The organism is Yinghuangia soli (genome assembly GCF_021502675.1).
Taxonomy (GTDB): domain Bacteria; phylum Actinomycetota; class Actinomycetes; order Streptomycetales; family Streptomycetaceae; genus Yinghuangia; species Yinghuangia soli.
This window is the reverse complement of the sequence record NZ_JAKFHA010000051.1, coordinates 16,606-32,780: the sequence shown is the minus strand read 5'-3', so window position 1 is coordinate 32,780 and position 16,175 is coordinate 16,606. Positions and strand designations below refer to the sequence as shown.

Annotated in this window: 9 protein-coding genes; 7 read left to right on the top strand and 2 right to left on the bottom strand. The window is 74.9% G+C overall.

Features of this window, described 5'->3' with window-relative positions; translation table 11 throughout:
• Positions 1-10 precede the first annotated feature (10 nt).
• The gene (locus tag LZ495_RS40890) at positions 11-1,435 is read left to right on the top strand and encodes a lysine N(6)-hydroxylase/L-ornithine N(5)-oxygenase family protein (RefSeq protein ID WP_235058317.1); all 1,425 of its coding nucleotides are present in this window, start codon (positions 11-13) and stop codon (positions 1,433-1,435) included.
• Positions 1,436-1,516: 81 nt separating this feature from the next.
• On the opposite strand, the gene LZ495_RS40885 is transcribed toward LZ495_RS40890, so the two are convergent.
• Positions 1,517-3,157 (bottom strand): (2,3-dihydroxybenzoyl)adenylate synthase, encoded by a 1,641-nt coding sequence (locus LZ495_RS40885; RefSeq protein ID WP_235058316.1) that lies wholly within the window; start codon positions 3,155-3,157, stop codon positions 1,517-1,519.
• Between the two features lie 100 nt (positions 3,158-3,257).
• Here LZ495_RS40885 and LZ495_RS40880 point away from each other — a divergent pair, with 100 nt between their 5' ends.
• From LZ495_RS40880 to LZ495_RS40855, 6 genes are all read left to right on the top strand, one after another.
• On the top strand, positions 3,258-4,334 hold the full coding sequence (locus LZ495_RS40880) for an iron-siderophore ABC transporter substrate-binding protein (protein ID WP_235058315.1): 1,077 nt from the start codon (positions 3,258-3,260) through the stop codon (positions 4,332-4,334).
• 119 nt (positions 4,335-4,453) lie between these two features.
• Positions 4,454-7,774: a non-ribosomal peptide synthetase gene (locus LZ495_RS40875; RefSeq protein ID WP_235058314.1), complete on the top strand. Its 3,321-nt coding sequence runs from the start codon at positions 4,454-4,456 to the stop codon at positions 7,772-7,774.
• A gap of 45 nt (positions 7,775-7,819) precedes the next feature.
• A complete protein-coding gene (locus LZ495_RS40870) occupies positions 7,820-11,386 on the top strand; it encodes a non-ribosomal peptide synthetase (RefSeq protein WP_235058313.1) in 3,567 nt (1,188 codons plus the stop codon).
• The gene (locus tag LZ495_RS40865) at positions 11,379-12,215 is read left to right on the top strand and encodes a thioesterase II family protein (RefSeq protein WP_235058312.1); all 837 of its coding nucleotides are present in this window, start codon (positions 11,379-11,381) and stop codon (positions 12,213-12,215) included. Before LZ495_RS40870 ends, LZ495_RS40865 begins: the two co-directional genes overlap by 8 nt.
• Positions 12,212-13,300 (top strand): FecCD family ABC transporter permease, encoded by a 1,089-nt coding sequence (locus LZ495_RS40860; protein ID WP_235058311.1) that lies wholly within the window; start codon positions 12,212-12,214, stop codon positions 13,298-13,300. The genes LZ495_RS40865 and LZ495_RS40860 overlap by 4 nt, the downstream gene beginning before the upstream one ends.
• Positions 13,297-14,397, top strand: coding sequence for a FecCD family ABC transporter permease (locus tag LZ495_RS40855; protein WP_235058310.1), 1,101 nt, complete (start codon positions 13,297-13,299; stop codon positions 14,395-14,397). The genes LZ495_RS40860 and LZ495_RS40855 overlap by 4 nt, the downstream gene beginning before the upstream one ends.
• 37 nt (positions 14,398-14,434) lie before the next feature.
• Here LZ495_RS40855 and LZ495_RS40850 read toward each other — a convergent pair whose 3' ends face one another.
• Entirely contained in the window at positions 14,435-16,093 is a 1,659-nt protein-coding gene (locus LZ495_RS40850; RefSeq protein WP_235058309.1) for an SIP domain-containing protein, read from the bottom strand.
• Positions 16,094-16,175: the final 82 nt, after the last annotated feature.

Genomic DNA, 16,175 nt, shown 5'->3' with positions numbered 1-16,175 from the left:
GCGTGCCGGCATGGCCGGTCTCGACGGGCCGCAGTCCGGCCTGCCCGCTTTCCTGCTGGTCCCGACCGATACGAAGGTGGCGGAGACAACCGTGTACGACCTCATAGGCGTCGGATTCGGCCCCTCGAACCTGGCGCTCGCCGTCGCCGTCGAGGAGTACAACGCGAGCGCCGGGCCCCGGCGCGTCGAGGCGATGTTCCTGGAGAATCAGCCGGAGTTCGGCTGGCACCGGGGCATGCTGGTGGACGGCGCGACCATGCAGGTGTCCTTCCTCAAGGACCTCGCCACGGTCCGCAACCCGACCAGCGACTTCAGCTTCGTGTCGTACCTGCACGGCACCGGCCGGCTGATCGACTTCATCAACCACAAGGCGCTCTTCCCGCTGCGCGCCCAGTTCCACGCGTACCTCGAATGGGCCGCCGGGCGCCTGGGCCACCTCGTCCGCTACGACGCCCGAGTGATCGCCGTGGAACCGGTCCTGGCGGACGGCCACGTCACCGCGTTCGACGTGGTCGTGGCGCCCCGCGAGGACGGCGAGCCGGAGCGCCGCCACCGCACCCGCAACGTCGTGCTCGCCCCCGGGCTCAGCCCGCGCCTGCCGGACGGCGTCACCCGGTCGGAACGCGTATGGCACAGCGCGACCCTGGTCCCCGACGTCGCGGCCACCGACCCCACCACGGTTCGCACCGCCGTCGTGGTCGGCTCCGGCCAGAGCGCCGCCGAGGCCGCGGACTACCTGCACCGCCGCTTCCCCGGAGCCGAGGTGCACGCGGTCTTCGCCCGGTACGGCTACGCCCCCGCGGACGACAGCCCGTTCGCCAACCGCATCTTCGACCCCGAGGCCGTGGACCAGTACTTCGAGGCCCCTGAGGACGTCAAGCAGCTGCTGACCGCGTACCACCGCAACACGAACTACTCGGTCGTCGACGGCGACCTCATCACGGACCTGTACCGGCGCGTGTACGAAGAGGACGTGCTCGGCGAGCGGCGCCTGTTCATCCGCCACGCCAGCCGGGTCGCCGAGATCCGGGCCCGCCGCGAAGGCGCCGACGTCGACATCGAGTTCCTGCCCACCGGCAAGACCGAGACGCTCGCCGCCGACGTCGTCGTGTACGCCACCGGCTACCGCCCCGGCGACGCTCTCACCCTCCTCGCCGGCGAGGCCGACGCCTGCCTCCGCGACACCACCGGGCAGCCGCGGGTCGGCCGCGACTACCGCGTGGCGACCGAGCAGCACGTCGGCGCCGGCATCTACCTCCAGGGCGCGACCGAGCACACCCACGGGCTCGGCTCCACGCTCCTGTCCAACATCGCGGTACGCGCCGGCGAGATCCTCGCCTCCGTCTGCGAACACCGCGGCAGCCCGGCCCTCGGCGCGGGCGTGGACGCTCCGTCCGGCGACCGGGACGGCCGCCCGCCGGCGCCCCTGGCCTGATCGCCGACCCGCCCGCCGATGCCTGTGCGGCCTGCCCCACCTGTGTGGTGGAGCAGGCCGCACACGCGTTTCGAGAGCCGGTCAGTCCGCGGGGGCGGCAAGCCGTGCGGTCAGGGCGCGCTTGTCGACCTTGCCGATGGCGGTCAGCGGGAACTCCCCGACCGCGGCGATGCGGTCGGGGAGTTTGAAGGCCGCCACGCCCCGGGCGATGAGGAACGCGCGCAGTTCGGGGAGCGTGGGAGCCGCGGCGCCGGCGGCCGGGACGACGACCGCGCAGATCTGCTCGCCGCGCGCCGGGTCGGTGAGGCCGACGGCCGCGCAGGCGGCGATCGCGGGATGGGCGCGTACGTGGGTTTCGACCTCTTCGGCGGAGACGCTCTCGCCGTGGCGGTCGATGGTGTCCTTGACCCGCCCCTCCACGACCAGGTGCCCCGAGGGCAGCTGCCGGGCCAGGTCGCCCGAGCAGTAGTAGCCGTCGGCGGTGAACGCGGTCGCGTTGACCTCGGGTGCGCGGTAGTAGCCGCGCAGCGTGTAGGGGCCGCGGACCAGGAGTTCACCGGTCTCGCCGGGAGCGACGTCGCGGCCTTCCGCGTCCACGATGCGGAGTTCGTCGTCGCCGCTGAGCGGACGGCCCTGCGTGGTCTCGACGATGTCGGCGGGATCGTCGGAACGGGTGTAGTTCAGCAGGCCCTCGGCCATGCCGAAGACCTGCTGGACCACGCAGCCCAATTGCCTGGGCACCTCGCGGGCGACCTCGGCGGACAGTTTGGAGCCGCCGGCCTGCAGGACGCGCAGGCTGGACAGATCGGTGTCGTCCCATTCGGCGGTGCCCAGCCACAGGGGGATCAGCGGCGGTACGAGGGCCGTGTGGGTGACGCGTTCGGCCGCGATCAGCGGGAAGGCGGCGTCCGGGGCAGGGGAGGGGGCGAGCACGACGGTGCCGCCGACCGCGAGCGTCCCGAGCATGCCCGGGCAGGCCAGTGGGAAGTTGTGCGCGATCGGCAGGGCCGCCAAATAGACCGTGCCGGCATCGAGTTCGCAGGCTTCGGCGCTGGCGCGGGCGTTGTAGCCATAGTCGTCGTGGGTGCGCGGGATGAGCTTGGGCACGCCGGTGGTGCCGCCCGAGACGAGCAGCAGGGCGACGTCGCCGGAGTCGGGCTCGCGGTGCGCGCGCGGTTCGGCGTCCACGGACTCCAGGGCGCGGTACGGGCCGGGGTCGCCCGCGACCAGGACATGGCTCAGTTCCGGGGCCTGCTCCCGCACCTGGCCGGCGAGCGTGCGGTAGTCGAAGCCGGCGGCCTCGTCGGCGATCACGTACGCGACCGCTCCGCTCAGCCGGGCGAGGTGTCCGATCTCGGTGATGCGGTGCGCGGGGAGGGTGAGCACCGGGACCGCGCCGAGTCGGGCCAGCGCGAAGAACAGCACCGGGAACGCAGGCACGTTGGGCAGCTGGACCAGGACCCGGTCGCCGGGCGCGATGCCCAGGTCGGCCAGCCCGGCCGCCATGCGGTCGGCCCGCTCGTCGAGTTGACGGTACGTCAGGCGGGTGCCGCCGCCCACGACGGCGAGCCGGGGGCCGTACGCCGCGGTCCAGTCCCGCAGCAGGCCTCCCAGCGTCCGGCCGTCCCAGTATCCGGATGCCCGGTACCGGGCTGCGGTCTCCGGCGGCCAGGGCGTGAGTCCCGAACTGAGGGGCAGGGCGGGGGAGTAGGTGTCGCTCATCGGTGGATCGACCTCCGGGCAGGCGGCTGTTCGCGAGGAGTAAGTTAGGTTAGGCTAACCTAATTTACTCCTCGCTTCCCCTGCCTGCCCGGAGCTCACCATGCCCATGTCCTCTCTCCCCTCCGACCGGAACGCCGCACCGGCGCCGCGTTTCGGCCGGCACCGCCGCAGACCCCTCGTCGTGGTCGCGGTGGCCGCCGCGCTGCTGGCGGCCGGCTGCTCGGAGGCCGACGACCCCAAGACCGCAGTGCCCGCCGCGGGCAGCCCGTCGTCCGGCGCACCGGGCACCGAGACCGCGGCGGCCTTCCCGCGGACCGTCAAGACGGCCCTCGGCGACGTGGTGATCCCCAGGCGCCCCGAGCGCATCGTCACCGTCGGGTTCCCCACCGGCACCGCGGACGCCGCCATCGCCTCCGGCGTCGTCCCCGTCGGCATGCCCAAGGCGGTCGGCGCCCCCGACGGCATCGACCCGTGGATCGTCCCCAAGCTGAACGGCAAGAAGCCCACGCTGATCGAGGCCAACAAGGTCGACATCGAGCAGATCGCCGCGCTCAAGCCCGACCTGATCCTGGCCGGGCAGCACCGCGCCGCCGCCGACGACTACGCGAAGCTCTCCAAGATCGCGCCGGTCATCACCTACGAGGGCGCCGCCGCGTTCCAGGACACCTGGCAGCAGCAGACCCAGCTCATCGGCAAGGCCCTGGGCACCGAGAAGGAAGCCGCCGCGGCGATCGCCCGGGTCGAGGCCAAGTTCGCCGAGATCCGCGCCAAGCACCCGTCGTGGAACGGCAAGACGTTCACCTTCACGCAAGGCGGCTCGCTCGCCCAGATCCCCACGGTCACCGACCCGAACGAGGCGTCCGCCCGCATGTTCGCCGCGTTCGGCCTGCAACTCGACCCCAAGGTCACCGCGCTGGGCGCCAAGCGCGAGGTCAGCGCCGAGCGCCTCGACACGATCGACGCCGGACTCGTCGTGATGTTCTTCCCGTCCGCCGACGCGCAGAAGACCTTCGAGGCCAACGCGGTCTTCTCGAACATCCCCGCGGTCAAGGAAGGCCGCTACATCACCGTCGACTCCGCGCAGGCCTTCGCGCTCATCTCGCCCGGCGTGCTCAACGTCGAATGGGCGATCGACCAGATCCTGCCCAAGCTCGAAATGGCGCTCGGCGCCTCCTGATCCGCCGAATCCGCTGAGCCCCTCCTGATCCGCCGCCGGTCCCGGGCCGCCCGCCCGCCGCCCGGGACCGGCCCGCCGCGCCCCGGCGCCCGCCGCCCCGCACCTCCCAAGGAGCCGTGATGAGTCCCGACGCCGCCACCGCGCCCGCGCCCGGCGCCGCCGAGCGAAAGCGCGCCCTGCTGCAGCGGCTGCTCGAAGAGCGCGGCGTCGCCCGCGCCGCCGGCCGCGCATCCATACCCGCCCGGCCCGCCGGCGCCGCCACCCCGCTGTCCTTCGCCCAGCAGCGCATGTGGTTCACCCACCAGGTCGACCCCGCCGGCGCCGCCTTCAACGTCTGCATCATGCTGCGCATCTACGGCCCGCTCGCCCCGGACCTGCTGCGCCGCGCCTTCGACCGCGTCGCGGTCCGGCAGGAAGTCCTGCGCACGGTGTACCGCGTGGACCCGGACGGCAGCCCGTACCAGGTCGTCCTCGACGACCTCCGGCCCTCCTGGCGCGACGCCGACCTCACCCACCTGGCGGGCGCCGCGCAGGAGGACGAACTCGCCGCCCTCGCCCGCGCCACCGGACGCGAGCCCTTCGACCTCACCGCCGACAGCCCGCTGCGGCTGGTCGCGGCCCGCCTCGCCGGCGCCCGGCACGTCCTGATCATGTCCGTCCAGCACATCGCCTGGGACGGCATGACCTTCGGCGTGCTCTCCCGCGAACTCGAGGACGCCTACCGCGCCGAACTCGACGGCGCCGCACCCGCACCGCAACCCCCGGTGAGCTATGCCGACTTCGCCGCCTGGCACCGCACCCGATGGGAGCAGGAACCGGACCGCGCCCAGACGGCGTACTGGCGCGAGCGCCTCACCCCCGAACCCGGCCGCGTCGAACTCCCCACCGACTTCGAACGCCGCGCCGACGCCGACAGCGACGGCGCCCGGCACACCCACCGCATCGCCGCCGCCCCCACCTCCCGGCTCCTCGCCCTCGCGGCCGCCGAGAAGGCCACCCCCTTCATGGCCCTCGTCGCCGGACTCGCTGCCCTGCTGCACCGCTACACCGGCGCCGAGGAGTTCGCCATCGGCACGCCCACCCTCAACCGCGACCACGCGGACCTGACCGGCATCATGGGCAACCTCGGCAACACCCTCGCGCTGCGCATGGACCTCACCGGCCGGCCGACCTTCCGCGAACTCCTCGGCCGCGTCCGCGCCTCCTGCTCCGGCGCCTACGCCCACCAGGACGTCCCCTTCGACCAGCTCCTCGACGAACTCGGCGTGCAGCGCCGCCTGGACCGCTCGCCGCTCTTCGACACCACCGTCGTCTTCCTCACCCAGGGCATGGACGGCCCGACCCTGCCCGGGCTCGACATCACCTGGGAGACGTTCCACAACGGCACCGCGCAACTCGACCTGTCCTTCGAGGCGTTCCTGCTCGGCGCCGAAGGCGAGGCCGCCTTCGCCATCGAGGCCACCTACCGCACCTCGCTGTTCCGCGACGAGACCGTGCGCCGCCTCATGCAGCGCCTGGAGAACCTCCTCGCACAGGCCGTCGAAGCCCCCGACACGCCGCTGCACCTGCTCGACATGCTGCTCGACGACGAGCGCGACCTGGTGCAAGGCCACGGCCCTGCCCGCATCGGCGAACCCGGCGTGGTGACCGACCTGTTCGAGGCCCAGGTACGCCGCGACCCGGACGCCCCCGCCGTCGCGCACCGCGACACCGTGCTGACCTTCGGGCAGCTTGCCGACCGCGTGAACCGCCTCGCCCGCGTCCTCATCGCCGAAGGCGTCGGCCCCGAGGCCCTGGTCGGCATCGCGCTGCCCCGCTCCGCCGACACCATGGCCGCGATCCTCGCGGTGCTCACTGCGGGCGGCGCCTACGTCCCGCTCGACCCCGACTACCCGGACGACCACCTCGCCCACGTCCTCGCCGACGCCCGCCCCACCGCGCTGATCACCGCCCCCGGCGTCGGCGTCCCGCCCGCGCCCGACGGCACCGCGCGCCTCGAACTCGGTTCCCCCGCAACCGAGAAGCGCATCGCCGCGCAATCCGGCGCACCCGTCGGCGACACCGAGCGCCGCGCACCGCTGCGTCCGCACCATCCCGTGTTCGTCATCTACACCTCCGGCTCGACCGGGCGCCCCAAGGGCGTCGTCATCCCGCACGAAGGCCTGGCCAACCTCTTCCACAGCCACCGCGAGGACCTGCACCGCACCGCCCGCGAGCGCACCGGCCGCGAACGCCTGCACGTCGGCCACGCCTGGTCCTTCTCCTTCGACGCCTCCTGGCAGCCGCAGCTGTGGCTCCTCGACGGGCACTGCGTACACGTCCTGGACTACGAGACCTACGCCGACCCCGACCGGCTCGCCGGCGAGATCCGCGACCGGGCACTCGACTTCATCGAACTCACCCCCTCGCTGCTCGACGAGACCCTGCACCGCCTCCAGGCCCTCGGCGCCCCGCTGCCCGCGGTCCTCGGCTTCGGCGGCGAAGCCGTCCCGCCCGCGCTGTGGGACCGGCTCGGCGCACTCCCCGAGACCGCCGCGTTCAACCTGTACGGACCCACCGAGGCGACCGTGGACAGCCTCATTGCCCGGGCCGTCCCCGGCACTGCGCCGTGCGTCGGACGCCCGGTCGCGGGCGGCCGCGCGCTCGTCCTCGACGCCGCCGGGCAGCTCGTACCGCCCGGCGTGCCCGGCGAGTTGCACATCGCCGGAGCCGGGCTCGCCCGCGGCTACCTGGACCGCCCCGAGCTGACCGCCGAACGCTTCGCGGCCAACCCACACGGCCCGCCCGGCGACCGCATGTACCGCACCGGCGACCTGGTCCGCCGCCGCCCCGACGGGCTCCTGGAGTTCCTTGGTCGCACCGACGACCAGGTGAAGATCCGCGGCTTCCGGGTCGAACCCGGCGAGGTCGAGGCCGCGTTGCGGCGCGCCGCCGACGGGCGCCCCGCAGCCGTCGTCGCCCGCGAGGACCGCCCCGGCGTGCGCCGCCTCATCGGCTACGTCGTCGTCGGGACCGATCCGTTCGACCCCGCCCAAGCCCGCCGGCGCGTCGCGCAGGAACTGCCCGAGCACATGGTCCCCGCCGCGATCGTCGCGCTCTCCGAACTGCCGCTCATGCCGAACGGCAAGCTCGACCGCAAGGCGCTGCCCGCCCCCGCCGCGGCCGCCCCCGGGGCCGGCCGCGCGCCCGCGACGCCCGCGGAGAAGGTGCTGTGCGCGGTGTTCGCCGACATCCTCGGCGTGCCCGAAGTCGGCGCCGACGACGACTTCTTCGAATCCGGCGGCGACAGCCTCGCCGCGGTCCGCCTCATGCGCGCGGCCCGCGAGGCGGGTGTCGGGTTCGGCGTCCGCGACCTGTTCGCGAACCGCACCCCGGCCACCCTCGCCGCGCTCGCCGAGAGCCGCGGCCCCGAGGGCGCCGACGCGCCCGCCACCACCTGACCGCCCGTCCCGTCCGCCCGCGACACCGCGAAAGGCTCCGCTCGGATGCTGACCATCGATGACCTGAGGCACCTCACCACCGGCCTGCTCGGACCCGAAGCCGGGACCCCCGGCGACGGCGACGACCTGATCGAACTCGGCCTCGACTCGCTCAAGCTGATGCAGATCGCCGACCGCTGCCGCCGCGCCGGCCTGGACATCGGGTTCGCCGACCTGGCCCGCCGACCGCGTCTGGGGGACTGGGCCGACCTGCTGCCCGGCGCCGGAGCACCGGCCGTACCCGGTGCGCCGGCGGCGCCGCCCGCACCGGCCACCGCGGACGACCAGCCGTTCGGACTCGCCCTCATGCAGCACGCCTACTGGGTCGGCCGCGGCGGCACCCAGACCCTCGGCGCGGTCGCCGCGCACCTCTACACCGAGTTCGACGGCCGCGACGTCGACCCCGCCCGGCTCGGCATCGCGGTCGCCGCCCTCGCCGAGCACCACCACATGCTGCGCGCCCGGATCCTGGACGACGGACGCCAGATCGTCGAGCCCTGGCGGCACGGCACCGAACTCCCCGTCCTCGACCTGCGCGACGCGGGCGAGCACGAAGCCCAGACCCGCACCGCGGAACTGCGCGAGCAGCTCTCCCACCAGCTCCTCGACGTCGAGGGCGGGCAGATGATCGACGTCCGCGTCACGCTGCTCCCGCACGGCCGCACCCGCGTGCACGTCGACGTCGACATGCTCGCCGCCGACGCCCGCAGCTACCGCACCCTCCTCGCCGACCTCGTCCGCCTCTACGAGGACCCCGCGCAGCCGCTCGCCCCGCTCGGCTACCAGTACGCCCAGTACCTCGCCGACCGCCGCGCCCGGCCCGCCCGCAGCCAGGACGCCGACTGGTGGCGCGCCCGCCTCGGCGAACTCCCCGGCGCCCCCGACCTCCCGGCCCGCCCCGACGCCCAGGGCGGCGACCCGCGCCGGGTGATCCGGCTGCACCACTGGCTGGACCCCGAGCAGCGCACCCGGCTCACCGCGCAGGCCCGGCGGCACGCCGTCACCCCCGCGGTCACCGTCGCCACCGCGTTCGCCGAGATCCTCGGCGGCTGGAGTGCCGAACCCCGCTTCCTGCTCAACGTCCCGATGTTCGACCGGCAGCCGCTGCACCCGGACGTCGACCGCCTGGTCGGCGACTTCACCGGGTCCGTGCTCCTCGACGTCGACGTGACCCGGCCGGCCGGCTTCGCCGAGCGCACCCGCCAGGTCCAGAGCCGCATGCACGAAGCCGCCGCGCACGCCTCCTACTCGGGTGTCGAGGTACTCCGCGACCTGTCCCGCGAGAACGGCGCCCAGGTCCTCGCCCCCGTGGTCTTCACCAGCGCCCTCGACCTCGGCGAACTCTTCGGCGCGCAGGTCGAGAAGGTCCTCGGCGAACCCGTGCACATCGTCTCCCAGGGACCGCAGGTCGTCCTCGACGCCCAGATCACCGAGCTGCACGGCGGCCTGCTGGTCAACTGGGACGTCCGCCGGACCGCGTTCCCGGACGGCGTCGCCGAGGCGATGTTCGCGGCGTTCGTCGAACTGATCGGCACCGTCGCGGACGGCAGCGCCTGGGACCGCACCATCCCGGCGCTCCTCCCGGCCGTGCAGCGCGAAGTCCGCGAGACCGCGAACCGCACCGACGGGCCGCTGCCGCAACACCCGCTGCACCACGGCTTCTTCGCCCGCGCGGCCGCCGCACCCGACGCTCCCGCGGTGATCGCCGCCGGGGCCGGGGCAACCACCGCGGCGACGTACGGCGCGCTCGCCGACCGGGCGCTGCGCATCGCCGGAGCCCTGCGGGACCGCGGCGTCGAGCCCGGCGACGCGGTCGCGATCCGGCTGCCCAAGGGCCCCGACCAGATCGCCGCGGTCCTCGGCGTCCTCGCGGCAGGCGGCCACTACGTGCCGATCGGCATCGAGCAACCCGCCGCGCGCGTCTCCCGCATCCGCGTCCGCGCCGGCGTCACCGCGGTCCTCGGCACGGACGCGGATGCCGACGACCCGGCAGCGCTCGCCTTCGCGGACGCCGCCGCCTGGCCCGAACCGCTCGCCGCGCCGATCGAGGCCGACCCCGCCGACGTGGCGTACGTCCTGTTCACCTCCGGCTCGACCGGCGAACCCAAGGGCGTCGAGGTATCCCACCGGGCCGCCGCCAACACCATCGACGACCTCGCCGAACGCCTCGGACTCGGCCCCGCCGACCGCACACTCGCGCTGTCCGCACTCGACTTCGACCTGTCCGTCTTCGACATCTTCGCGCCGCTCTCGGCGGGCGGAGCCGTCGTCACCGTCGACGAGGCCACCCGCAAGGACGCCCCGGCGTGGGCCGGCCTCGTACGCGACCGGCACGTCACCGTGCTCAACTGCGTGCCCAGCCTCCTCGACATGCTCCTCACCGCCGGGGAGCACAACCCCCTGGGCAGCACGCTGCGGGCCGTGCTGCTGGGCGGCGACTGGGTCGGCGTCGACCTGCCGCCGCGGCTGCACGCGCAGGTCCCCGGCTGCCGGTTCCTCGGCCTGGGCGGCACCACCGAGACCGCCATCCACTCCACGATCCAGGAAGTGCACGCCGGGGCGGTGCCCGGCGGATGGACGAGCGTCCCGTACGGCACCCCGCTGCGCAACGTGCGCTGCCGCGTGGTCGACGCGCAGGGCCGCGACTGCCCCGACTGGGTGGCCGGCGAACTGTGGATCGGCGGTGCGGGCGTCGCGGACGGCTACCGCGCCGACCCCGAGCGCACCGCGGACCGCTTCGTCGCGGTGGACGGCGTCCGCTGGTACCGCACCGGCGACCGGGCCCGCTGCTGGCCGGACGGCACCCTGGAGTTCCTCGGCCGCGCCGACGACCAGGTCAAGATCCGCGGGTTCCGCATCGAACTCGGCGAAGTCGAGGCCGCCCTCGCCGAGCACCCCGGCGTCCGGCACGCCACCGCCCTGGTCGTCCGCGGAGGCGCGGCACCGCGGCTCGGCGCCGTGGTGGTGGCCGCCGACGGCGACGCACCCTCCGAGGCGGACATCGCCGCGCACGTCGCCCTGCGCCTGCCCGCCCACATGGTGCCGGACCGGATCGTGGTCACCGGCGAACTCCCGCTCACCGCCAACGGCAAGGTCGACCGGCGGGCACTCGCCGCACTCGCCGAGGCCCGCGCCGCCACCGGCGGGCACACCAAGCCCGCGACCCCGCTGGAGAAGGCCGTCGCGCTGGTCTGGGCCCAGGTGCTCAAGGCCGACGCGGTCGGCGCCGACGAGGACTACTTCCTGCTGGGCGGCGACTCGGTGCTGGCCACGGTCATCACCGGGCGGCTGCGCGAGGCCCTGGATACTGACGACGTGAGCATCCACGACGTCCTGTCCGCCCTCACCGTCGGACGGCTCGCCGCGGCGCTCGCCGCCCGCGACCCGCAGCCCGGGCGGCTCGACCAGGTCGCCGAGATCTTCCTGGAGATCGAGGCGATGACGGACGAGGAACTCGACGAGCAACTCCTCGGCGGGGACGGCACCATGGCCGGTGCCGGGTCGGCGGTCGCCGACGACCGGCAGCAGGCGGTCCCGGCCGCCGCGGACGAGACGGGTGCCGCCCATGCCTGAGCCCATCACCCCGGCCGGGGCGGGCGCTTCCGCCGCCACGTCCGTCGGCGGCCTGCAGGCCACGCCCTGGCTGCGCCGCTACCGCCCGGTCGCCGCCCCGCTCGGCCGGATCGTCTGCTTCGGACCGGCCGGCGCTTCACCGGGGTTCTACCGCGGCTGGTGCGACCGGGTGCCCGCCGACATCGAGGTGCAGATCGTCACCTACCCGGGGCGCGAACGGCGGATCGGCGAGGAGCCGATCACCGACATGGGGCGGCTCGCCGACGCCGTGCACACCGTCCTCGCGCCGCGCCTGGACCGGCCCACCGTGCTGTTCGGGCACAGCATGGGCGCCTCGGTCGCCCTCGAGACCGCGGTACGCCTCGAAGCCTCCGGCACCCCCGCGGCCGGCCTGGTGGTGTCCGGCCGCCCGAGCCCGGCCCGGCAGCGCGAGACACCGTCCCACGTGGCCGATCTCGACGACGCCGGGATCATCGAGCACCTGCGCGAACTCGGCGGAACACCGGCGGAGTTCCTGGACGACCCGGAGGCCCGCGAGTTCGTGCTGCCGGCCTTCCGGGCGGACTTCCGGCTGGTCGGCCGCTACCTCCCCGAGCCGGGGCTGCGCACCGCGGTCCCGCTGAGCGTCGTGCACGGCGACCGCGACCCCGGCGTGCCCGGTGCAGATGCCGCCCGCTGGGCGGACGCCGCGGACGACTTCCGCGGAGTCCGGGTCTTCCCCGGCGAGCACTTCTACCTGATGGCCGAGGAAGCAGCCGTGGTCGCCCACGTCCTGGCATTCCTGGCGGAGCAGCGCGCCCGCCTGCGCCCGGGCGCCGCCGCGCGATGACCGCCACCGCTCCGGCCCCGGGGCCGCCGGCCGAGAGCCGCGCGGCCCCCGGGGCCCCGGGGGATGCCCCCAAGGCCCCACCCGGGCTCCGCGGCCGCCGCCAAGCGGCGGCCCTGGCAACGGCGTTGCTGCTCCTCGCGCTCGCCGCGGCGCTCAGCATCGCGGTCGGCGCGCGGTCGATCCCGCTGGACCGGGTCTGGTCGCTGCTGGTCGACCGGGACACCTCCACCGACGCCGCCGTCGTGCACGACCTGCGGCTGCCGCGCACCCTGCTCGGCATGCTGGTCGGTGCGGCGCTCGGTGCCGCGGGCGCGCTGATGCAGGCGGTCACCCGGAATCCGCTGGCGGATCCGGGACTTCTCGGTGTCAACGCCGGTGCCGCGCTCGCCATGGCGGCCGGTTTCTCGGCGCTCGCCGACAACTCCACCGCGGCGCAGCTGCGCTGGGCGTTCCTCGGTGCCGCGGCCGCCACGGTGCTGGTGTACGCACTGGGCACCGGGCGGCGCACCGCAGCGACGCCGGTCCGCCTGGTGCTGGCCGGCGCCGCGGTGTCGGCCGCCGCACTCGCGCTGGTCCAGGCCATGATCCTGCTCGACCCGATCGCGCTGGACCGGTTCCGGTTCTGGGCGGTGGGCTCGCTCGCGGGCCGCGAGACGGGCGTCCTGGCCGCGGTGTGGCTGCCGATCGCCACCGGGCTGCTGATGGCCTTCGCGCTGACCCGGCCGTTGAACGCCCTGGCTCTGGGGGAGGACGCGGCGCGCGCCCTGGGCACGCGTCCCGGACTGGTCCGGGGGCTGGCGCTGGTCGCGGTCGTGCTGCTGTGCGGCGCGGCGACCGCGGCGGCCGGGCCGCTGTCGTTCGTGGGACTGGTCGCCCCGCACCTGGCGCGGCGCTTCGCGGGTGCCGACCAGCGGCGGGTGATGGCGTGGTCGGTGCTGCTGGCCCCGCTGCTGCTGCTCGCGTCCGACGTCGCGGGCCGGGTGCTCGCCCGGCCCGGCGAGGTGCAGGTCGGCGTGGTCTGCGCGTTCCTGGGCGGGCCGGTCCTGATCGCGCTGACCCGGCGTGCCCCCGGACTCGCCCGATGACCGCCCCGGCGCCCGAGCGGACGCATCCGAGGCCTGCGCGCGGTCTGGTGTCGCGGGGCGCGTCCGGCCGGTGGGCGGTGCACGTCGACCGGTGGGGCGTCTCGGCGCGGCTGCGCGTGCGGGCGGTGCTGGCCGTGTCCGTGCTTGCGGTGCTGGTACTCGGGCTTGCCGCGACCGGGCTGTTCGTCGGGGGCGCGTCGGACCTGCCCGCGGACGACGTCCTCCGGGTCATCGTGGGCGGCGGGGGCGACTTCGCGACCGTGTTCCTCGTGCAAGAGGTGCGCATGCCGCGGGTGTTCACCGGGCTGCTGGCCGGGATGTGCCTGGGGGCGTCCGGCATGGTCTTCCAGAGCGCGGGCCGCAATCCGCTGGCCAGCCCCGACGTCATCGGGTTCACCGCGGGCGCCTCGGCGGGCGCGGCGGCGCAGATCCTGGTCTTCGGCGGCGGGACGCGCGCGGTCGCGGGCGGCGCGCTGGCCGGCGGCCTGCTCACCGGGCTCGCGGTGTACGCGCTGACCCGGCGGGACGGCCTTGCCGGGAACCGCCTGGTGGTCGTCGGCGTGGCGCTGGCCGCGATGCTGACCGCGGCCACGTCGTACCTGCTCGCGCGCGCGAAGGTCACCGATGTGGCGCCCACGGCCGAATGGCTGGCCGGATCGCTCAACGGCCGCGGCTGGGACCACGTGGCGACGGCCGGCGCGGCCGCCGCGCTGCTGCTGCCGCTGCTGGCGGTGCTCGGCCCGGCGCTGCGGCTGCTCGAACTCGGCGACGACGTCGCGCGCGGACTCGGGGTGCCGGTCGAACGGGTGCGGCTCGCCGCGCTGTTCGCCGGGGTGGGGCTGGCCTCGGGGGCGGTCGCGGCCGCGGGTCCGATCGCCTTCGTCGCGCTCGCCGCACCGCAGATCGCCGCCCGGTTCACCCGGTCGGGCCTGTCGCTGTGGGCGTCCGCGCTGACCGGTGCGGTGCTGCTGCTGGGCGCCGACATACTCACGCAACAGCTGTTCCCCGGCGCCAAGTTGCCGGTCGGCGTGGTGACCGCGGCGCTGGGCGGCTGCTACTTGGCGGCGGTGATCGGGCTGCACCGCAAGACCGCGTGAGGCCCGCCGCGCCGACGCAGTGCGGCGGGCCCGCAGGTCAGGATGCGGCCGACCCCCGCGGACGGTTCCAGTAACCCAGCACGCTGACCGCGCTCTTCGGCAGCCCGCGTTCCGCGGTCAGGTGGCGCCGCAGGCTCTGCACGGCCAGCGATTCGCCGGCGCCCCACACCTGGCCGGGGCCGGCCGGGAGGGTGAGACCGCGCACGGCGTCCTCCAACGCCCGCCCCACGCCCGGTTCGCGCTCGTCCCGGTGGATCCAGAAGACCCGCGCCGTGCCCGCCTCGAAGGCGGGGCGCTCGGCGCGGTCGCGGACCTCGGCCACGGCGAGGACGGGGTGGCCGTCCGGGAGCGTGGCGATGATGGCGGACATCGCGGGAAGGGCGGTCTCGTCGCCGACGAGCAGCGTCCACCGGGCGGCGGGGTCGGGCGTCCAGTGCACGCGGCTGCCGCCGAAGCCGACGGTGTCGCCGGGCCGGGCAGCCGCGGCCCACCGGGCGGCCCGTCCGTGCTCGCCGTGCAGGAAGAAGTCGATGGTCAGCAGGCGGTTGGCCGCGTCGTGGCGGCGGACGGTGAAATTGCGGGTGTGCTGGCTGCGCCCGCCCGCGAAACGCCACTTGCCGGGTTCGGGCAGCTCGATCTCGCGGTGCCCTTCGGCGGGCCAGATGAGGGTGACGATCTCGCCGGGCTGGTCGACGGTCATGCCGGCCAGGCTCTCGCCGCGCAGCACGATGCGGCGCATCAGCGGGGTCAGCGACTCGGTGGCGACCACTTCCAAGATGCCGACCGCCTGCGGGAACGGGCGGACCAGCGCCGGGGCTTGGGCGTCCTCCGCGGCGTCGCCGCTCTCGGGGCGGCGGGCTATCAGGCGGGTGTTGTGGACGTTGGCATGCCCCGATGCGAACAGCGCGTGCAGGGCCTCGTCGATGAAGGCGTCGGCGTCGTCGCCGAGGACGTCGGCCTGCGCGGAGAACGCCGTCGTGCGGGTGACCTTGCGCAGCGACTCCGGGTCGCGGCCGCCCGGGACGACGATGTCCCTTTCCTCCAGCAGGATTTCCAGCCCTTGGGCGGCCAGTGCGGCGCGGACCTGCTCGACGGGGTGGTGGTACATCGCGAGCGGCGTCGCGGCCAGGCGGGCCCGCCACGCGGGGCGGGCGACGACCTCGTCGAGGACGTCGCGCATCGGGAACCCGGCATCGGCCGGCTGCCCGAAGCTCCACTGGAGCACGAGCTGCCCGCCGGGGCGCACCGCGCGGGCCATGGCCTGCAGGGCGGTGGCCGGGTCGCGCAGCCAGTGCAGCATCCAGGACGAGTGCACGACGTCGAACTCGTCCTCGGGAAGCTTGAGTTCGTGCGCGTCCTGATGCTCGGCCACGACGTCCAGGCCGGCGCAGCGGCGGCGGGTGGCCTCGACCATCGACAGCGAGCCGTCGCTGGCGGCCACCGAGAAGTGCCGCTCCGCCATCGCCGCGGCGATCTCTCCGGTGCCGCAGCCGACGTCGGCGAAGCGCCCGCCGGAGTGCAGGTGCGCGCCGGCGAGGGCCAGGGCCTCCATGGCGGTCGCGTACTGCCCGGAGTTCTCGGCCGCGTACGCGTCGGCCTTCCAGGCGGCGTCGTGCGCCGGGGCTTGGGCGCCCGGGCCGGCCGCGCCGCCGTCCGGGGAGTTCCGAAGGGCGGGTGCCGTCGGGGAATCGGGCATCGGGATCGTCACCTTCCGTGGAGAGCAAGTAAGGTTAGGCTAACCTAACTTATGGATCGCTTGACCCTGCCCCGAAAGCGAG